The organism is Streptomyces sp. NPDC096324 (assembly GCF_044763015.1).
Classification (GTDB): domain Bacteria; phylum Actinomycetota; class Actinomycetes; order Streptomycetales; family Streptomycetaceae; genus Streptomyces.
On sequence record NZ_JBIWFK010000028.1, the window covers coordinates 1 to 21231 of the forward strand.

The 21231-nt window shown below is 65.3% G+C and carries 11 protein-coding genes; 5 read left to right on the forward strand and 6 right to left on the reverse strand.

The window, feature by feature from the left end:
* Positions 1 to 399: 399 nt before the first annotated feature.
* The 3 genes from ACIQ7M_RS39820 to ACIQ7M_RS39830 form a co-directional block, all read right to left on the reverse strand.
* Positions 400 to 558 carry a hypothetical protein gene (locus ACIQ7M_RS39820; protein ID WP_403653720.1) on the reverse strand — a complete coding sequence of 53 codons (159 nt, stop codon included), beginning with the start codon at positions 556 to 558 and terminating at the stop codon, positions 400 to 402.
* 340 nt (positions 559 to 898) lie between these two features.
* On the reverse strand, positions 899 to 1138 hold the full coding sequence (locus ACIQ7M_RS39825; RefSeq protein ID WP_403653723.1) for a hypothetical protein: 240 nt from the start codon (positions 1136 to 1138) through the stop codon (positions 899 to 901).
* 784 nt (positions 1139 to 1922) lie between these two features.
* Positions 1923 to 2645, reverse strand: coding sequence for a BTAD domain-containing putative transcriptional regulator (locus ACIQ7M_RS39830; protein WP_403653726.1), 723 nt, complete (start codon positions 2643 to 2645; stop codon positions 1923 to 1925).
* Positions 2646 to 2897: 252 nt separating this feature from the next.
* Here ACIQ7M_RS39830 and ACIQ7M_RS39835 point away from each other — a divergent pair, with 252 nt between their 5' ends.
* The gene (locus ACIQ7M_RS39835; RefSeq protein ID WP_403653729.1) at positions 2898 to 5255 is read left to right on the forward strand and encodes a S8 family serine peptidase; all 2358 of its coding nucleotides are present in this window, start codon (positions 2898 to 2900) and stop codon (positions 5253 to 5255) included.
* 584 nt (positions 5256 to 5839) lie between these two features.
* The gene (locus ACIQ7M_RS39840; RefSeq protein WP_403653732.1) at positions 5840 to 6769 is read left to right on the forward strand and encodes a peptidoglycan-binding protein; all 930 of its coding nucleotides are present in this window, start codon (positions 5840 to 5842) and stop codon (positions 6767 to 6769) included.
* 86 nt (positions 6770 to 6855) lie between these two features.
* Here the strand turns inward: ACIQ7M_RS39840 and ACIQ7M_RS39845 are convergent, their stop codons facing one another.
* From ACIQ7M_RS39845 to ACIQ7M_RS39855, 3 genes are all read right to left on the reverse strand, one after another.
* Positions 6856 to 7548, reverse strand: coding sequence for a transposase (locus ACIQ7M_RS39845; protein WP_403653735.1), 693 nt, complete (start codon positions 7546 to 7548; stop codon positions 6856 to 6858).
* A gap of 354 nt (positions 7549 to 7902) precedes the next feature.
* Positions 7903 to 8292: a CPCC family cysteine-rich protein gene (locus ACIQ7M_RS39850; protein ID WP_403653738.1), complete on the reverse strand. Its 390-nt coding sequence runs from the start codon at positions 8290 to 8292 to the stop codon at positions 7903 to 7905.
* Positions 8293 to 8707: 415 nt separating this feature from the next.
* Positions 8708 to 9355, reverse strand: coding sequence for a hypothetical protein (locus ACIQ7M_RS39855; protein WP_403653741.1), 648 nt, complete (start codon positions 9353 to 9355; stop codon positions 8708 to 8710).
* Positions 9356 to 11210: 1855 nt separating this feature from the next.
* Between ACIQ7M_RS39855 and ACIQ7M_RS39860 the strand changes: the two genes are divergently transcribed.
* The 3 genes from ACIQ7M_RS39860 (at position 11211) to ACIQ7M_RS39870 (ending at position 21035) form a co-directional block, all read left to right on the forward strand.
* Positions 11211 to 13928: a LamG domain-containing protein gene (locus ACIQ7M_RS39860; RefSeq protein ID WP_403653796.1), complete on the forward strand. Its 2718-nt coding sequence runs from the start codon at positions 11211 to 11213 to the stop codon at positions 13926 to 13928.
* Between the two features lie 88 nt (positions 13929 to 14016).
* Positions 14017 to 20535: an RHS repeat-associated core domain-containing protein gene (locus ACIQ7M_RS39865; RefSeq protein WP_403653744.1), complete on the forward strand. Its 6519-nt coding sequence runs from the start codon at positions 14017 to 14019 to the stop codon at positions 20533 to 20535.
* Positions 20536 to 20591: 56 nt separating this feature from the next.
* Positions 20592 to 21035, forward strand: a complete 444-nt coding sequence (locus ACIQ7M_RS39870; RefSeq protein WP_403653747.1) for a hypothetical protein — start codon at positions 20592 to 20594, stop codon at positions 21033 to 21035.
* Positions 21036 to 21231 lie beyond the last annotated feature (196 nt).

The window sequence follows — 21231 nt, forward strand, 5'->3', positions numbered from 1 at the left end:
AGCTCCCACAAACCGTCCGGCACCATCCGCTCAACAAGCGAAGCAGTCACCACCCCAGACTGCCGCAAGATCACGCCAAACGAAATGGCGTCTTAGGCGTGGTCCATCGCTATCCCCCGAACGATGGGCCACGCCTGCTGGGCGGCGAGGCAGAAGCCTGTTTTTCGGTGATCGCAGCATGTGGCAAGAACCTGCTGGCCGCGTACGCGACACGAGTGCCTCTGGTGAGGGTGTCGCTATCCGCCGGGCAGGTCCGCGCCGACGTTTCGTCGGGTGTCCCAGAGCGCGGATCACCACGATGGGCTCGGCTTTGGAGACCGTGAGCTACGGCCGTTGGGCCGCCGTTCTCGAGCCATGGTGCGGGTGTGCACGGTGGCGATTGCCGATCACATGGCTCGATCAGATGTGCAGGCCACCGTGGAGGGGACCCCAGTCAACGTCGATGTCGAGAAAGCGGGCAAGGTCGAAGAGGCCTGCGGGCTCGACGCCCACGATGGAGCTCGTGGTGCCCGGCGTACCTGCTGAGGAGCGGTAGATGGGCGGCGCTTGCGTCGGCATGGAAGGGCCCATGCGTTCTTCTTGTGGTCCTTGAACGCGGCGAGTGTCCATTGCGCTAACCTCTTTCCTTTCTGTGTCAGCCAATCCCAGCCCCTTCCAGGCCTGCTGTCGGGATGCCTCCTGTAGCAGTCGGACAGTGGGGTTGTAGGCCGTTGTCGGAGGTGCGATCGGCGCGGTCCTGGGCACGGGCTGAAGGTGGGAGGTGCCGCACTCCGAAAGGCTTCACAGAGGATGGCGAAATCCACCTTCATGGCCGGGAGCCCGCGATCTGGATGGTCTAGCGGGAGGCCGGGCGTACTCAGCACGGGGACGCGCTGTGAGCGTGTCGGCTCCCGAGTGGTCAGTAGACGATGTAGGGAGCGTTGAGTCCGCCGAAGGGGTTGTATGGGGAGTTGCCCATCCCTGTCCACACTTTGTTCCAGTCGAACGGCGGCGCGATGATGCTCGCTTCAACGCCAGCGGCAGCATTGGGGATGCTTGCGGCGGCTTCGGTTCGGTCGATGGGCGGTGTCTGCTGCGGCATGTTGGGTGCAGCGGTTGGGCGGGTTCGCGCCTTGGTGCAGGCGGTCGGTTGCTTCATGATCATGCTCCTTTACTTTGTCGTCCTGTGCGGTGAATGAAACAGGCGATGGTCGGCTGGAGCGGCAGGCTGCCGGGTCGGCGTCGCCGTGCCAGCGCCATCTGACGCGGGGTTCGTGTTTCTTCATGTCGTCGGCAGCGGGCATGGGCATTGCTCGTACAGCGGCTTCGCTCTGCCAAGCGAGAGCGTCGCTGGCTCACGGCCCACCACGGTGATTTTCTGGCGCGGCCGCACTGCCCTTGCCGCCGAATGAGTCTCTTGCTCCGGGGGCTGATCTTGTTCGGATGTCTGCTCAGGCTGGCAGGGTTCACGGTTGCGCGACGACAACCGCGGATGGTGCCGGCAGCCGCTTGGGCTGCCGGCACCTCGTTCCTCAGAGGCCGAGCCAGCCCAGAACGTCGCCGACGGCTCCAGATCCAGGAATCGCGTGCGACCAGTCGTCCACGAGCCCGCCGAGCCACGAACCGATACCGTCGGCCTGGACGCCAGCGCCACTGGCAGCACCAGCTGCTCCGACTGCGGAGCGGTAAACAGGCGGCGCTTGGAGGGGCATGGAAAGGCCGGTCGGCCTACGTTCCGCTTCCTGACCGAAACAAGTGTCCACCACACTCATCTCCCTTCTGGTCATCCCGCCGATAGACCATCGCGCGGGAGGCACCTGCATCCTCAAGAACAGCGAGGACTTTGCTGAGGTCATCAGCATTCTCCGGGACCGTTGTGGAGGTATCCCCTGCAGCGTTCGAAGAGCGTCATGGCAACGTCGCTGCAGCATCCTGACCAGGGGTTATGTGGACAGCAAGCCTTGTAGAAGGCTGGTCATTTGCGGTGAGGGGTTCACACGGAGTTCCTGCAAGAGGAAGTCGCAGTAGTGCTGGTAGCACCGTACGGCGCTCGCCACGTTGCCCTCCGCCAGATGAACTTCGATGACGATTCGGTGGGCAGTCTCGCGGATGGGGTCGATGGCAATGGCTGCAATGGCCGCCTGAAGGGCGGGAAGGTATCGCCCCGCTGCCAGCATGCGTTGTGCTACGCCCTCGAGGGCGTAGACGCGCAGTTGGTTCCAGCGTTCTCGGTCCAGCTCGAGCCATTCTTCGGTCCAGCCGGGGAGTAGTTCCCGCGTGAGGTCGTCGATGAGTGCTTCTGTGTCGCTGGGAGGGTCCAGGCCGTCGACGATTTTCCGTGCGTCTACGCCGACCGTATGTAGATCGACACGGACCAGAGGCGACAGCCTCAATCGTTGTCCAATGCAGTCGACAAGGGGAACGTAGCTGGCGCGTCGTCCCTGGCACAGGGCTGAGCGGAGATTGGCGGCGGCCCGGGGGCAGGGGTAGTCGGGCCACATCTGCTGTGCGACGGCGCCCCGATGGATTCCGCCGCTCTGCAACGCCAGGAACGCCAGCAAGCGCTGGACTCCGATAGGCATGTGCACCCTGTGACCAGAGCAGACGAGCCCGAAGTCGCCCAGCAGTTCAAGGGACGGTTCGTTCGCAGTTTCGTTCCGCAACACATTCTTACTGTGCAGGTGGCATGTGCCGGACGCATCCGGGTATAGCCGTCGTTCCGCTCCGCCCGAGGCCCGCGTCCCTGTCCTCACGTTCTCGAAGACGCCTCCCCGATCGTTGTCCGACCTGCGTCAAGAACGTGTGGTTCATGCCTGGACAACGATCGCGGAACGCCTCTTGCACTGCCGGGACAACGGATGCCGCACAGGGCTGGCGGATGCTCGAAGGCAGAGCAGGACGAGCATGTGGGAGTTGGGATGGAAGCCCGGTCCGTACTTCGAGGGGTGGAAGCCCCTCAAGAAGAGCTCCTTGGCAGCCCCGAGGTGTGTGTTGCCATCCTCGACGGGCCGGTGGACCTGTCCCACCCCTGCTTCGAGGGCGCCGACCTGACAAGAATCGACACACTCGTGACCCAAGCGCCGGGCCCTGGGCCGATGTCGCTGCACGGGACCCTCGTCACCAGCTTGGTCTTCGGGCAGCCCGGCAAGGGCATAACCGGCATCGCACCGCACTGCCGGGGGCTGCTGCTACCCGTATTCCGGGACGGAGACGAGGCGCGGGTCCCCCAAATGGATCTGGCCCGGGCCATCGAACGGGCCGTCCAGGAGGGTGCCCAGATCATCAACATCAGCGGCGGCGAGCGCGCACCAGACGGACAGGCTGATGAACTGCTGGGACGTGCCCTGCGGCTCTGCGAGGACCATGGAGTCCTCGTGATCGCGGCCGCCGGAAACGACGGCTGCGACTGCCTGCAAGTGCCCGCCGCGGTGCCCAGCGTGCTCGCCGTCGGTGCAACCGGGACAGACGGCACGCCCTTGCAGATCACCAACTGGGGAGCCGCCTACGCCACACACGGCGTCGTTGCCCCCGGCGAGTCCATCGAAGGCGCCGCACCGGGTGGCGGCCGGACAGCCGTCACCGGCAGCAGCTTCGCCGCACCCCTGGTGACCGGCGTGGCCGCACTCCTAGTCGATGCACAACTGCGAGCCGGGCGCCGTGCCGATCCGAAGACGGTCGGCGACGCCATCCTCACCAGCGCGTCCGAGGCCCTGTGCCAGCCCGCCGACGCGCCCGCATGTCGCCGCTACCTCGGCGGAAACCTGAACGCCGCACGCGCCTACGACTTGATCAGCGCGATAGGAGACACAGCCATGACGAACCTCGACGCAGCGACGCCTGACACGAGCCCGGTACCGCCGGGAACGGCCGAGACTGCAGGAAGCACTGCTGACACAGCGGGTGAAGTCGGCGCTCCGGTCTCACTCGGGGAGACCAAGAGCGCAGGCGATGGCGCGGCTGCACTTGACGCGGCATCTGGCGCGCGGCCACGGGCGGCTGCCGGTCAACCCGCGGCTGTGCGGCCGCCCGGTGAGCACGCCGCCGGTGCCCGGGCTGCCAGCGGAGACGACGTCCTGACAGCCTGCCCGGCCGGCGCAGCTGCCAGCACGCCTGGACCACCGATCGCGCCCGCGGCCGAAACATCCGCCGGAACCTGGCATGGGCAAGGTGCAGCAAGCCCCGGGGTACGCCCCTCGTGCGGTTGCGGCGGGAGCTCCCCCTCGGAATGCCAGTGCGGAACGAACGGCAGCAGCGCCCCACAGCGGCAGCTGATCTACGCCATCGGCACGCTCGGGTACGACTACCAAACCGAAGCAAGAAGAGACAGCTTCACCCAGCAGATGAAGAACCCCGTCTACCGGCAGGGCGACGCAGACATCGAATCGCCGGCCAACCCTCACGACGGACGCCAGCTCGCCGATTACCTCGCGGAGAACCCCTGGGCATCGGACAAGGTCGTCTGGACGTTGAATCTGGAGGAGGGCACGCCTGTCTACGCCCTGGTGGCCGAGACGCCGGTGGCCATGGACTGGAACGAGCGCATCGAGATCGACGTCGACGGCGAGAACCTCACCCGCGACCTCCGGGATCTCCTGAAGAACCTCGCTCACCCGCCGGTATCAGTCATCTACCGGCAATTCCGCGACATACTGCGGGGACAGCTGCTCAGCGAAAACGACCGCAACTATGTCTCCCGCGTCTCCATCCCCGGGTTCCTCACCGGACGAACCACCCGCCTCTTCACCGGGCAGGTCGTTCCCGAAGTCGAGGTCAAAAGCCGCGGCGTGTGCGCCTGGAACGAGGCCCTCCTCGTCGAGTCGATCCTGGAAGCGGTCAGCACAGCAGCCAACACAGCTCAGGAGAGTGCCCTCCCGGACGACGAGGTACGCGATCAGGTCAAGGCGTTCCTCTACAAGGTCTACTACCAGTTCCGCAACCTGGGACAGAGCTCGGCCGACCGTGCCCTGAACTTTGCCGGGACCAACGGCTTCCTGTTCGGGTCCACCATCAAGCAAGGCCTGCTGGCCCCGGGAGTCACCCACCGGGCCAGGCGGGCCGACGGCACCTTCGAGCAGCCGCGCCTGGGCGCCCTGGACACCATCCGCGTGACGAAGAGCCCCTACTGCCGTCCGGGATCGGACTGCCAAGACGTCCAGGTGAGCTTCTTCGACCCGGAAAACGACACGCGCGCCAAATACGTCTACCAGTTCACCATCGACGTCAGTGACGAACTCCCCGTCAGCCTGGCACCCGTCCACCAGTTCCTGGACCGCTAAGGAACCCATCGCACGAGGAGCACACGATGACCCACAAGACGGCGCAGCCAACCAGCACGCTGCCCATCCAATCCCGCCCCATCCAGCGTGACCAGCGATCGGAGGCGGCGACTCGCTCCCATGGGACCGGCGTCGAAGCCGCCAGAACGCGATGCGCTGACATGACCGGCCCTGCCCGGCAGCTTTGCTACCAGACCCTGTACGGCGTTTCCACGTGACGCGGTCGACTCTGCCCGCAGTGGCTGGTCCAGCAAGCCTGGCCCGTGGGCACGCTGAAAAGTCCATACGGCCATAGCGGCTCACCCCCACAGGAGCTCCCATGCGACTCGACCTTCCGGCTCAGACCAAGGCGGTTGATCGCCGCGATCCACAGGAGTCACCCCTCTACCCGGTGAAGAAGGTAGTGGTCGACGGCACCGTCACTGTGATCATGGCGAAGCCCGACCGAGGCTACGGACCCGAACCAGGAGACCCACCGACTCTGGTGAATCTGAGCCCCCGCGGCTGGTGCTGCCGGAGAGGCTCCGCCTGCACCTGGATCGGACGGATCTGACCCAAAGCCGCAACCGTCCTAAAGAGGAACCATGCACCAGAGCGTCTGGGATGCCTTCCTTCCCTTCAGCGCGCCGTTGGAAGGCCGCGTCCAGTTCATGTACCTGGACGTCAAGAGTCTTGTCTCGACCGGCGTCGGCAACCTCCTCGACGCCGACGATCCGCAGCAATTCGGCAGCAACCCCAAGCCGTTGCCAGACATCTACACACTCGACTGGTACGACAAGGGCACCCTGGAACCCGTCTCACGCGGCGAAATCCTCCAGGAGTTCAAGACTGTCAAATTCAGCAACACCTCTCACGCCACGATCGGTGCGAAAGAGGCCATCACACGGCTGCGCATCAGCAACGCGAGCATCGACGACCTGGTGCGAAGCAAGCTGTCGCAGTTCGAGCAATACCTTCTGGGTCGCACCGACTTCGAGGACCTGGAGGAGTGGCCGGCCGACGCGCAACTGGGCCTCTTCAGCATGGCCTGGGCGCTCGGGCCAGCCTTTGCGTTCCCAAAATTCCAGGCAGCAGCGCCACAGCAGGACTGGCTGACCATGGCACGGGAAAGCAAGATGACCGAGACGGGCAACCCGGGCGTGATCCCCAGAAACGTCAGAAACGGCCTGTTGTTCACCCTGGCCAGCTGGAACGCCGATCCGCCCGCAGGCGACCTGACACAACTCGTCTACAACGCAGGGCTGGCTCTTGATGCCAACGTGCGCTCCGGAAGTTTCCCGGTCCCGCTCAACCTGGCCGTCGGCCTTCAGGCAGCCTTGGAAACGCTTGGATTTGACCCGCACGGACTCGACGGAGTCTTCGGCAACAACACCCGCACCGCGCTGACCTCCTTCCAAAGCGAAATGGAGCTCAAGACCACGCCCACCGCCACCGACATAGGCCAGGTTCCCGAGGAGACCATCGATACTCTCGCCAATGAACTGCAAAGCCAGGGATTTCCGCACTATCCCTGATCTCCCGCCTGGCGTGGTCTTCGCCCGACCGGCCGCGTTGATCCATCCGCGGCACGAGCTGCTTCACTCCGTGTGGTGGCTGCTGCTTACCTCGAGATCGGGAGGGATGCGTATGCTTCAGTCGGTCCGCTTTGTGAGCTGCGCGCCTCTGGGATTGGTCCGGGCGGTGACTCGTGGCCGGAAGGAATTAACCTCGACCGGGTTCGCCAATGGGATGATCGACTTAGAGGTTGTCTCACGTGGTGAGTTTCGCGAGTTTCTTGTAGTAGGTGAGAGCTGCGGCGAGGCCCAGGAGGCGAGGAGGCGAGGAAGTGGCTGCCCTTGCGTTCATAGCGAACGGTGAGACGGCGGTAGCCGAACAGCCAGGCGATCGACCTTTCGATCTTCCAGCGGTGTCGGCCGAGCCGCTCGCCGGACTCGATGCCCGGGCGCGCGATGCGCGGGATGAGGCCTCGTGAGTGGAGCCAGGCAAGGTGGTCGGCGGAGTAGTTCGCCTTATCGGCGCGGACCTTGACCGGTCGCCGTCGTCGTGGCCCACGCCGGGAGCGTAGGGCGGGGAGGCCCAGAAGCAGCGGCTTGAACGCCTGGCTGTCATGCACGTTCGCACCAGACGCTGCGACGGCCAGCGGGATGCCCTGCGCTTCGGACAGCACATGCAGCTTGCTGCCCTTCTTGCCGCGATCGACCGGGTTCGGCCCGTGCCTTCGGCCACGGAGTGATCTGCGCCCACCGGCCGGGCGTGTAGCGGACGGTGTGCGCGCCAGGTGTCCCGTCCGCATAGGCAGACACGTTCGCCTCCCACCACCTGCCCAGCGCCTCTACCACGGTAGGAGGCAGCAGGCGCGCGGCCATCTCGCGGTCCACCGCATCCGCGCGAGCCTGGCGGTCCTGTCCGTCACCGTCGTTCACGAGTCGCTCCCCAGCTGACGCCGCCCCGGGCCGGGGGAGGATGCGGCGCTGTCCTTTGGCTCGGGATGCTGTGCTTCGCCCTCACCCGGAACGAGCTCGGCGGCTGCCTGCTCCAGTTCCTGGAGTCGCAGTTCGCCGCCCTCGATCAGGTACGTGTCGGGCAGGGGCCGTGCCGGCAGCCACGGTTCCCGGACCCGCTTTGACGAGCAAGCCACCTGATCGCTTCAGCTGTCGCGGCGCCAGAATCCGGTATCGCGATGGCGCCACCAGTACAGGACCGTGCAGTCCACGGGCCACGGGGCCTCCTGCCTGCTGCGAGGTTCGAAGTGGTCCCGGTCCCGGTCGATGGGCCGCCAATTCTGATCCAGCGGCTCGTCGTCCCGAGGCAGCCGGACCTTGGTCACGAATCGTTCCTCGGAGGCCCCGAACGCCTTGAAGTTTTTCTGTGCCTCGATCAACGACGGCCGATTCGCTCCGCCAGCCCAGTCGGGCCAGCGCAACTGCACGCGATCGTCCTCCCAGAAGCAAACCGAACAGATCTCAAAGGATCCGGGTGGCTCACCCAAAGTCAGATGGCCGCAGCACACGCAGGGGTAGTGGATCACGGCCGTCATCTTCCCCCACCACAGATTGACGCCCGAGCCACGAGCGTGAGCCCGGTCCCGTGGTGTCCTGGTCGGCACCCGCCTCCAGACAAGGGCAGACGCCGTGCAGCAGCACCCGTACGTCCTGCTCCACTCCATCGGCGGCGCACCGTACGCCGGCGGATGCTGTGCACCCCCAGACATCGCGTGACCGATGTGCGGCTGTCCGCCCACGGCGGGCGAGGACCTTGCCCCACCGTCCACCCCCTCGCCAGTGCCTGGATAGTCAAAGCTGTCAGGGCACCCGGGCGTGCCCCCGCGCCGCTTCCGAGAACCTCAGCGACGATCGGGCATGTCCAGAACGTGTTGCCGCATGTCCAGAACGTGTTGCCGGATCGCTGCGGTGCGGCCAGCGGTGGTGGGAGCAGCAGCCCGGCGTGCGACGTCAGTGGTTCTCCCAGTCCGGAGCGAAGAAGCGGGCTCCGCTGACGACGGTGTCTGCGGCCCTCGTTGCTCGCACGGACATGTTGAGTTCTTCCGGTCCCGGACCGCCGTCGCAGTGGACCAGCCATCCCAGGCCGCGCTTCTCGATGTTCCGGATCACCTCTGCGTCGACCTCGGAGAGTGTCCGGCCGATCAGCGGGATGCCGTCCCATCCGACCTGGGGTCCGGTGCGCCCGTGCACGGTCACGGCGGCCAGCGTGGGGAAGCCTTCCGGGTACCAGTAGTGGGCGCTCACCCCGGTTGTGTTGAACCGTTCCTCGCTCAGGTACCACTGCTGGGCCCCGTGGCCTGACCACTGGTGCCAACCCCGGCGGTTGGCCGGCGCTGCACCGTGCAACGCGGCGTGCACCTGGTGCGTGGTCATCCCGAACCGAAGCGGGCCGACCCGCTCCAGCGGTGTCCAGTCCCAGCGGAGCCGGTCCTGCGCCGAAGCCACCGGCCATGCCCCGGGGTTCGTCTCCGCGTCGCGGATGTCGTGCCATTCGATGACCGGCGCCGCCGCGTACGGGTCCTCGGCCAGTTCGGATCCGACCAGCAGGACATCGGTGATCACCGTGTCCCACCGCTCCGCGTACCCGTCGGGCGACAACCCCCAGTCCTACGCGGTACCCATGGACAGGCCCCAGGCCGCGACTTCCCGATCGCCGCTCCAGTTCACCCGGACCGAAACCCCCACCTGCCGGGCAAGCTCGTGGATGTCCGCGCGGGGCCTCGGAGGGAACCCGGGTTCCACCGACGGTGATCTCGGCGGTCACCCTTCGCAGACCCACTGGTACATGGTTCCCGATGGCTGCGCCGTGTGCTGGCCCCAGCCAAGTGCTACCGCTGGCGGGTGGGCGGGCGCTTGGTGAGCATGGCCGTGAGATGTCGGTTCGTATCGTCTGCTGGCTTGATCCTTTTTCGGCTCGTTCAACGAGCCGTTCAAAGGCCTCGGCATCTCGTCCGACGGCAGTTACGTCAGGTGATCATGACGCCGTGAAGGGCTATCGGCTGTGGCTGATTCCTGACGTGTCTGCGGTGCGTGGCTGGGCGCCACATCCCTTTACTCGAAGTTCTTCTGGTGTCCAGCGAGGGGCTACTACTTCGGGCGGCTTCGATGCAGTCCTGGCTTGATCTATTCGGCAGTGTCTCTGGTTGAACACGGGGCGTACTGGCTGTGTCCGTCTTGATGGTGTGTCACGCATCGGAAATCGGTGGACATTTGCGCTGGTCAAAGGGCTATTCTCGACCGGATCTGTGGTCGAGCTCTCCTTGACGGGGGGATGTGAGTCGTCATTAACTCTGGCGTCCTGTGAGCAATCTGTGACGCTGGGGTGGGAACTGTGGTGCTGAGGCAGGGGAGTTGTCGTGCGCACACGCATAAAAGAGGTGTGCGGGGTGTAGTTGGCAGTGCATCTGTGGCCGGGCTGCTGCTGTCCCTGCTGCCGGCGGTGACGGTGGTCGCAGCTGGCGATGCCCGAGCGGCTGCAACCGCGGCGGTGGTGTCGGAGGACTCCGCATCCCAGCAGGCAGCGGCAACTGGCGAGCCGGTCGAGGTCACTGCGGCACGGTCCGAATACACCACCACGGTCGCCAACCCGGACGGCACGTTCACACTGACCCAGTCGACCGAACCGCAGCGGGCTCGAGGCGAGGACGGCGTTTGGCGGGACATCGACGTCACGCTGGAGAAGCGCGCGGACGGGACGATCGGCCCGAAGTCGTCCGTAGTAAATATGTCCTTCTCCGGCGGGGGCAGCGGCGCGGGTCTGCTGCAGCTCGAGCACGAGGGCCAGGAACTCAAGCTCGGCTGGCCCTCCTCGCTGCCTGCCCCGACCTTGGACGGGGCGACGGCGACCTACGCTGATGTGCCGGTCACCGGTGCAGACTTGCAGCTCACCGCGACGGCGGAGGGCTATCGCGAGGTCGTGGTGGTCAATACGGCCGAGGCGGCTTCCAGTCCTGAGCTGGAGAAGATCAAACTCACCGCCACGGGCGACGGTCTGAGCGTGATTCCCGGTGAGGGTGGAGGCGTGCGCGCCGTGGATGCGGACGGCAACGCTGTCTTCCGTGGTCCGGCCGGCCAGATGTGGGATTCCGCCGGAACCGACTCCGCCGGTCCGCACGCTCAGCTTCGCGCGAGCGCAGCCGCACAGCAGCCCCAAACGGAGCTGGAGGGCTCGGATGGCGAGCCTGCCCAGCCTGACGAGGGCGATGCCACCGCGGAGCTCCCCGTGACAGTGGGCGACGGCTCCCTGTCGGTGCGCCCGGACCTGGATCTGCTCCGCGGACAGGACACCGTCTATCCGGTGTTCATCGACCCGCCGGTGGGCCTGGGCCTCTCGGAGTGGACCAAGCTGTCCTCGGACGGCGACAAATTCTGGAAGTTCAGCGAGCCCAAGGGAGTGGGCCGGTGCGGGATCGCGGACGGATACGGCTGCGCGGCGAGCGCCTATACCGACCGCATGTATTTCGAGTTCGGCCCAGGTGCCCTGGCCGGCAAGCACGTGCTGGACGCGACGTTCCGAGCCTATGAGACATGGTCGTTCAACTGCTCCCCGTACTGGGTGGATTTGGAGCGGACGGACAACATCAGCGAAGGCACCAGGTGGCCGGGTCCCAAGTCCCTGGACCAGATGGGCGACAGGTACGTCTCCGCAGGCCGCGGGGACCTGTGTTCCCCGGAGCAGCCCGACTCGTGGATCGAGTTCAACGACAACCCGCAAGAGCCGGACGAGAACCTCACCTCTACCGTGAGGGCCTTCGCGGACGGCAAGTTCCCCCGCCTGACACTCATGCTGCGGGCCAAGGACGAGACCGAGCCGCGGGCGTGGAAGCGTTTCGACAACAACGCGGAGCTGAAGGTCTGGTACGTGCACACGCCCGGCGTCCCGACGTCGGTCGGTGCCATCCCGGGCACAGGGGCGACCGCTGCCTGCAAGACCTCAGCGTCCGACCCGCTGACGGCGACCGTGGACACGCCCACCGTCCAGGCTCGCGTGCAGACCAAGGTCGAACAACACCAGGGCGATGAAGAGGGTTCCCTGCAGGCCGAATTCGTCATGCAGCGATCCAGCACCGACACCCCGTCCGGCAGCTGGTCGCAGGTGTGGACCGATTACAAACCGGACTCCGGGTGGGTTCCCGACGACACGCTGGAGAAGGCCACGACCAGCAAGCGCGCGGACGGGGGACTGTACCGCTTCCATGCCCGCACGCAGTCGCACTGGAGCTATGACGGGAAATCCGGAGACCTGTTCTCGCCCTACTCGTCATGGTGCTATCTGAGGATCGACTCGACGGCCCCGAAGGAACCGTCCATCACATCGGCCGGACCTTATACGGCGTGCCTGACCGATGACTGCGTGCCCAACGGCGGGCCGGGTGTTGCCGGAACGTTCACTTTCAGCCCCAACGCAGCAGACAAGGACGTGAAGGCGTACCGCTGGAGATTCATGACCAGCGATGCCTCCGCGACGAAGACGGTGAACGCGGCGACGACCAATGCCCCGGTGACCCGCACGGACATCAAGCCGAGTCTGTCAGGCTTGCAGACCTTGTCGGTCGAGGCCAGCGACCTGAAACTCGACAAGAGCGGAAATGTGCGCTGGGGTCCGCCCGCCTACTTCTCCATGAAGGTGGATCTGGCACCCGAAGCCAGCGGCCGCTGGCACTTCGGTGAACTCAAGCCCGGTTCCGGCACCATGACAGCCGCCGACACCGCCACCGTCGGCAGCCGGCACAACGCGACCCTGGTCGGCGAGGCGGGAACGGGCGGCTCCACCCGTGCACGCCGCGGAGCGGGGGACTACTCCCTGCGTCTGAACGACGACACCTCCATCCCGGCGGAGCAGACCGGCCATGCGGCGACGGCCACGCCCGCGGTGAACACTCAAGGCTCGTTCACCGTTTCGGCCTGGGTGTACCTCACCGACGCCTCCGTGAACCGGGTGGTCCTCTCGGAGCCGGGATCCAACACCAGTGCCTTCGCCCTGTACTACTCGGCCACTTACAAGAAGTGGGTCTTCAACCGCGCCGACAAGGACAAGTCGAGCCCGGTGTTCATCCGCTCCCTCGCCGACGCCTCCAATCCGCCGCTGAAGGTGTGGACACACCTGACCGGTGTTTTCGCCACCAACAAGGACAGCACCGCAAGTGACGACACGATCCAGTTGTTCGTCAACGGGCAGCCCCAGGGCGATCCCGTGGTCCTTTCCGACGCCGCCGCCTCCTACGAGCCCTGGACCGCGACCGGCGGGCTGCAGTTCGGCCGCTCGGTGTCGGCGGGAACGGGCGCAGAGCACTTCTTCGGCCTCCTTGACGAGGTGGCCGTGTTCCAGGACGCCCGCCAGCCCTCCCAGGTCCGCCAGGAGTTCCGTCTCGAGCAGGATGGTGTGCCGGCCAACGAACTCGTCGCGCACTGGGACGCCACCATCTCGCCCCCTTCCGGAAGCCGGATGATCGAGAGCCCGGAGGATCCGGACAACCCGGCAAGCACCTCGTTTCCCTACCAGCGCGGCGGTCTGACACTGCATGCAGGAGCCACACTGGCCGGCGAGGACGCCACCGCCCTGGTCATGAACGGCACCTCCGGGTACGCCTCCGCCGCTGGTCCGGTGATCGATGAAACCGGCGCATTTACGGTCTCTGCACGCGTGCGGCTGAACAAGGCACTGCTGGAGTCCAAGCCGGACGGCTACCGCGGACTGGTAGCCGCCCAGGCCACCCCGGCAGGCAAGGAATCCTCGTGGGCACTGTGGATCGAGAAGATCACAAGCGGCGTCTACCAATGGAAGTTCGGACGTACCGCGGTCGACTCCACCGGCAAGGTCGTAGCGACGGCACTCGCACCAGCCGAGGAACCCGTCGGTGACAAGGAGTTCGACACGTGGGTCGACGTCACAGGGGTCTTCGACGCCACGGCTGACTTCGCCGGAAAGAGCGACGGCGCCCAGCACTTCGGAGTCGCCAAACTCTACGTCGGACCCTTCGCGCAAGTGGGAGAGGAAGATGCCGGACTCGCCACAGCGCAGCAGGGCAGCGGCACTCTCTCGGCAGGCAGCGGCCAAGCGGCCGGCGCCACGGGCAACTACCTACCGGGCGACCTGGCGAAGCTGCGCGTGTGGACCGGCGCGATGACAGCGGACCAGGTGAACAGTCAGATCGCACAGCCGTCGACGTAGACAGTGCCGGCACCCCTTCACATCTTCTTAGCAGACCTTTGACGACGTGCGGCTGCCTTCCGGGCGGCCGCACGCGAGGAGACATGCCATGAACCAGTTGGCTTCCGGCTTGACCGGGAGAGGTCACACCCAAGCCCGCCCCTGGATCCGACGGATTGCCGTGGCGGCGGGATTCGCCCTGGTCCCCGGATTGCTGAGCCCGGTGGCGTTCGCCGCCGGAACAGACCCCCTGGGCGCGCCCCACCGCAACAAACCCGTCCCGGTCAAGGTCTCCCCGTTCAAGGCCCGCACTGACAGGAAGAGCGCCGCGATCGTGGCGAAGTCGAACGCGGCCGACCGCGCGGCCTCCCAGCGTGCCCGCGCCGATCAACGGCGTACCGTCACATGGCCTAGTGCCGGCACCGCCACGCTGAAGCTGGCCCAAGCAGGTACGGCGCATGCCGATCCCGGAGCCCTTCCGGTGACGCTCAGCGCACCAACGACGGGCAAGGCTAAGAACGCCTCGCCGGCCGTGAACGCCCTCAGCGTGAGAGTCCTGGACCAGACGGCAACCAAAGGGCTCGGAGTCAAAGGTGTAGTCCTAGCCGTGACCGGCCCCGCAACGGGCGGCAAGGCGCGCCTTGGCATCGACTACGGGGCCTTCGCCACCGCCTACGGCGGTGACTGGGCCGGCCGCCTGCAGATACACAGCTACCCTGCGTGCCTGCTGACGGCACCGGACAAGCAGAAGTGCCGCGCCTCTGATCTGCTCACGTCGGACAACGACCGTGCGCACGAGCGCCTTTCGTCCATTCTCGCCTTCACACCTTCGTCCAGCGCACCCCAGACCATGGTGCTTGCTGTAGCAGCCGGCACCCAGTCCGGCGCCGGCGACTATAAGGCCACCCCGCTGGCCGCCTCTTCCACCTGGGATGCCGGCGGCTCCTCGGGAGCCTTCACCTGGTCCTACCCGCTGCGCACACCCCCGGCAGCCGCCGGGCCGACACCCAGCCTGGACATCTCCTACAACTCCGGCAGCGTGGACGGGCGGACCGCCTCGACCAACAACCAGGGCAGCCAGGTCGGCGAAGGCTTCGACCTCACCTCCTCCTACATCGAACGCAAATACGGCTCGTGTGACGACGACGGGCAGAGCGACAAGTTCGACCTGTGCTGGAAGTACGAGAACGCATCCCTGGTCCTCAACGGCAAGGCGACCGAACTCGTCAAGGACGACACCAGCGGCAAGTGGCGCCTGAAGGACGACGACGCCTCCACCGTCACCCACTCCACAGGCGCCGACAACGGCGATGACGGCGACGACATCGCAGGCGGACAGGGAGACGGCAAGGGCGAGTTCTGGACCGTCACCACCGGCGACGGCACCAAGTACGTCTTCGGCCAGAACAAACTCACCGGCGCGGGCACCGACGACCGCACCAACTCCGTATGGACCGTTCCCGTCTTCGGCGACGACACCGGCGAGCCCGGATACAGCAGCGGAACATCATTCTCCGGCCGGGCCAAGAACCAAGCCTGGCGCTGGAACCTCGACTATGTCGAGGACACCCACGCCAACGCCATGACCTACTGGTACACCGCCGAACACAACAACTACGACAAACTCGGCGACGACACCACCGGCACCGACTACACCCGCGGCGGCTACCTCAAGGAAATCCGCTACGGCCAGCGCGCCACCACTCTCTTCTCCGGCTCACCCGCCGCCTCCGACAAGGTCGTCTTCTCCTACGAAGAGCGCTGCGACCCGTCGATCAGCACCTGTGACACGCTTACCAAGGACAACCGCGACAGCTGGCCCGACGTCCCCTTCGATGCCCTCTGCAAGGACGGCGACAAGTGCACCGGCAACGTCGCCCCCACCTTCTTCACCCGCAAACGCCTGACCGGCATCACCACCTACGCCTGGAACGCCGCAGCCACCACACCCGACTTCGAGTCCGTGGACACCTGGGAACTCAAGCAGCACTACCTCGACCCGGGCGACACCGGCGACTCCACTGACCAGTCACTCTGGCTCGACGAGATCAAGCACACCGGCAAGCACGGCACCGAACTCTCCCTCGACCCGGTCAAGTTCACCCACCTCTTCCTGCCCAACCGCGTCGACGGCGCCTCGGACAACATCCTCTCGCTCGACAAGCCACGCCTGCAGACCGTGACCTCCGAGGCCGGAGCACAAACAGCCGTCACCTACGCCGAGGCCGACTGCATCGCAGGGCAGACCATGCCCAAGGTCGACGAGAACACCAAGCGCTGCTACCCCGTCTACTGGTCGCCCAACGGCGGCAAGACGCCAACCCTCGACTGGTTCCAGAAGTACCCGGTCACAGCCGTCAGCACCTCCGACCCCTTCGGCGGCTCGGAGTCGGTCCAGCACACCTACCAGTACTCCGGCGGCGGAGCCTGGCACTACAACGACGACCCGATGACACCGGCCAAGGAACGCACCTGGTCCATCTGGCGCGGCTTCAGCAAGGTCACCCACCTCACCGGTGACAGCGACAGCGACCGCATGAAAACCGTCACCGTCTACATGCGGGGCATGAACGGTGACCGCGTTCTCGGAACGGACGGCAAATCCCCCGACGCCGACGCCCGCAAGAGCGCCGACATCACCGGCGTCAAAGCCGCGAAGATCACCGACGCCGAACCGTACGCAGGCTTCACCCGGGAATCCGTCACCTACAACGGCGCCGACGAAGTCTCCGGCACGATCAACGACCCCTGGTCGCAAAAGACAGCCACCCAGCACAAGTCGTATGCCGACACCGAGGCCTACTACGTCCGCACCCAGGCGAGCCACGCACGCACCAACGTGACCAGTGGCATCGCCCCCCGCGACCGCGTCCGCACCACCATCACGGCCTACGACGACTACGGCATGGCCTCCAAGGTCGAAGACCGCGGCGACGACGACGTCGACGGTGACGAGACGTGCACACGCAATACCTACGCCCGCAACGACGCCGTCGGCATCAACACCCTCATCTCCCGCGTCCGGGTGGTCGCCAAGCCCTGCGCCACACTCAACGCCGACCTCGACCTGCCCACCGACGCGACACGACCCGGCGACGTCATCTCTGACACGGCCACGACGTTCGACTCCAAGACGTACACGAGCACCCAGACCCCGACCAAGGGCGAGGCGCAGTGGACGGGCCGGGCCAAGAGCTACGCCGCCGACGGAACACCGAGCTGGCAGAAGATCGGCACCGTCGACTACGACAGCCTGGGCCGCCCCAAACTGGTCAAGAACGCCAACGACCTGACCGTGTCTTCGACGGTGTACACACCGGCCGCTGCGGGCCCGATGACCGCGAGCGATGTCACCGATGCCGCGACGTACAAGGCCACGTCGGTAATTGACTTCGCCACCGGCTCGGTCCTCAAGGTCACCGACCCCAACAACAAGATCACCGAAAGCCAGTACGACAGCCTCGGACGGGTAACCAAGGTCTGGCTGCCCAACCGCTCCCGCGCGCTGCAGAAGACCCCGAACTACGTCTACGACTACCACGTCACCAACTCGGCGATGTCCTGGGTCTCCACCGCATCCCTCAACGGTGAGGCCTCCGGCTACAACACCACCTATCAGTTCTACGACTCGCTCCTGCGCAGCCGTCAGGTACAGACCACCAGCCCTGCCGGCGGACGTCTCGTCTCCCTGACCCTCTACGACGACCGAGGCCTGGCCATCAGCGCCCAGGGCGACATCTGGGACAACACCTCCGCGCCGTCCAGCCAACCAGTACAGACCGCGGGCGGAGCAGCCCCGGCCCAGAGCGACACCACCTACGACGGCGCCGCACGAGCCGTCAAGACGGTGACGAAGAACTTCAACGTCCCCCGCTGGACCATCGACACGACCTACACCGGCGACACTGTCTCGACCAGTGCGCCCGACGGGGGCCAGGCCACCGCCGTGGTCACCAACGCCCTTGGCCAGACCACCGAGCGCCGCGAATACGCCGGCCCCAAGCGGACCGGCACCGACTACACCACCACCGGATACCTGTACACGCATGCCGGCCAGCAGGAGACCATCACCGGCCCGGACAAGACCACTTGGTCCTACACCTACGACCTCTTCGGCCGTCAGGTCACCGCAAGCGACCCGGACAAGGGCACCAGCGCCACTGAGTACAACAACCTTGACCAGGTCGTCAGCACCACGCCCAACAAGGACGCCAGCAAGAAGCTGCTCTACGCCTACGACGACCTCGGCCGCAAAACGGGTATGTGGCAGACCGATAAGACGGATGCCAACAAGCTCGCGGCCTGGGGTTTCGACGCCGTAGCAAAGGGACAGCCCGACACCGCGACCCGTTACGACGGGGGCGCAACCGGTAAGGCCTACACCCAGAAGGTCACCACCTACGACAGCCTCTACCGGGCCACCGCAAGCCAGCTGATCCTTCCCGCCACCGACCCCCTCGTCACCGCTGGCGTCCCCGCCACGCTCTCCTTCACCACCGGCTACAAAGCAGACGGCACGGTCAGCCAAGCCTCCCAGCCGGCGGTCGCAGGCCTCCCCTCCGAAACCGTCGAGTACAAGTACAACGCCACCGGGCAGCAGACATCCTCTGTCGGCATGACCGGATACCTACAGCAGGCCGGATTTTCGCCCCAAGGCGACCTGACTCAGCTCCAACTGGGCATGGACGGAGCCGACTCCGCCAAGAAGGCCTACCTCAACTGGGAATACCAGCCCGGCACCCGTCGGCTGACACATTCCTTCATCACTGACGACGTCCACGGCTACATGCCGCAAGACACCCGCTACACCCAAGACGACGCCGGCAACGTCACCTCAATCTTCGACGCCTCCACCCAGGGCGGCACCACCAAGCCCGACTACCAGTGCTTCAGCTACGACAGCAACAGCCGCGTGACCGAAGCCTGGACCCCCAAAACCACGGACTGCGCCGCCGCAGGCCGCACCACATCCAACATCGACGGCGCAGCGCCCTACTGGACCTCGTACACCTACACCACCGCCGGCCAGCGCAAGACCGAAACCAAACACACCACCACGGGTGACGCCACCACCACCTATCAGTACGACGCCGCCACCGACACCAAGCCTCACACGCTGGACAACACCTCAGGAGCCACGACCGGCACCTACACCTACGACGCGCAGGGCAACACCACAGCACGCCCCGGCCCCACCGCACAGCAGGCCCTGCTCTGGAACGCCGAAGGCAAACTGACCAAGACCACCGAGAAGACTAAAGAGACCAGCTACCTCTACGACGCGGGCGGCGAACTCCTCATCCGCCGCGCCAAAGCAGACGGCGACACCGTCCTCTACCTCGGCGGCACCGAGGTACGGCTGACCGTCACGGGCACCACCAAGACGCTCACCGGCACGCGCTACTACACCGCCAACGGCCAGACCATTGCCGTCCGCACCGCCAAGTCCGGCACCTCCGGCACAAAGCTCAGCTTCCTCGCCACCGACCCCCACGGCACCGCAAGCCTCGCCCTCGACGCCACCACCTACGCCATCACCAAGCGCTACACCACACCCTTCGGCGCACCCCGCGACCCCAAGGCCACCACATGGCCCGACGACAAGGCCTTCCTCGGAAAGCCCGCCGACGAATCCACAAACCTCACCCACATCGGAGCACGCGAATACGACCCGGCCATCGGCCAGTTCATCAGCGTCGACCCACTCCTCAGCCCCGACCAACACCAATCACTCAACGGCTACAGCTACGCCAACAACGACCCCATCACCAACAGTGACCCCACCGGACTCGTCACCGAACCCACCGAAACTGGCGGCGGTGGAAGCGTCGACGACAGGCAGTGCCCGCCATTCTGCAGTGCAGACGGCCAGCCACACGGACCCAGCGTCGGAAACGGATCCACCAACAGGAAATCTGACGGAAGTCTCGGCGGGGGGAGCGTCTGTCCTTGCGGGACGGCGTCGACCGGAAAGGGCGGTGGCGGTGGCGGTGGCGTGATCGTCTATTACATTGCCTCCACGGTAGACAGCCCGGCACCACAGAAATACCAGTACCAAGCACCGAATGGTGTCTGTGTTTACGCGGTTGCGGGTACCTGCAGTGCGCCAGCGAGTGCCCAACCGGAAAGTGCTGAAATTCCTGATCTTCCATGCCCTGATGGGGATTCTCTGTGCGGAATTAGAAATGCTTATTACAAGACCATGGTGGCATTTGGGCCCTCCATTGGCCTTGTGGGAGCGAAGGCATGGGATGAAGCGCTCACGACAAAGGTGTATCGTGTCGAGGGCGCCAACGAGCGGGTGCGGGTGATAAATGGATATCCCGTCATTCGTAACTCTAAGAAAATGCTCTTCCTGAACTTTGGGAATAAGAAAAGGATGGAAAAATTCCTTGAGGTTAGAAAGTCGGACCCGAGGTACGCGGGCAGCACCGTCAAATCTTTCCGAGTGGACGACTCATTTGTTCAGTGGCTGCGTGACACTGCAGTTCCCGAAAGTATGGCGAAGGACTTTCCTGGCGCGCCACTGAGTGTCGACAGGCGCTATACGGATCAGTTTGGTCTTCGACCTGAGCACATCAGAGAGATGTACAAGCATATAATCCCCGGCAGTGCGGAAGATAACTGAGCGTCGAGGTCCGCTGCAGTGTGGTCTCTGCTCCCCGAATCTATGGAAGCGGCGTAATGCTAGAAATTCTTGTTGGGGGCGAGGGCTCCAGTAGGATGAAATTGGCGGAGGTTTTTGACGTCCTCCGCCGTGCCGAACCTCAAGAAGATAGGGGGCGAGAATTCTGGCTTTCCAGCCTGCCGGATTGGCTAGTCGAAGAATTTTCGCCCGAGTTGTCCGAAGTGGAGAAGAGGGCCTGGCTAGGTCAATGGAGAAAGGCCAGCCTTCAGGAGCGGGCCCGCTTGGTTGATGGGCGAGGCTGGGAGGTTTTGCAGTGGACATACTGGTTTGGCGATGAAAACGATCAATGGGTACTCTCCTCGGTAGAGGCTGATCCTGCGAACGATATGCTGAGGATCTGCCTCGGAGGTGCTGACGAAGAATCCCCAATTGCGGCGGTCAAATGGGTCGTAGAGCGCAGTGGATGCCATGTGATTGCCAGCAGAGAAATTTCCGAATAACCGTCTCTGTTGCGGATTTAGATGCTGTGACCTGACCTGACCCGCGATACGAAATCCCCTTCATCCGCGGCACGGTTATACGGGCAGGCACCCTCCAGACGGCCGCGCCTCGTCTGGCCAGGGAAGCTGCTCCGCGTCCGTACCCGCCCGGCCGGGCGGGTACGGACGCGGAGCAGCTTCCTCCCCACGACGAGCA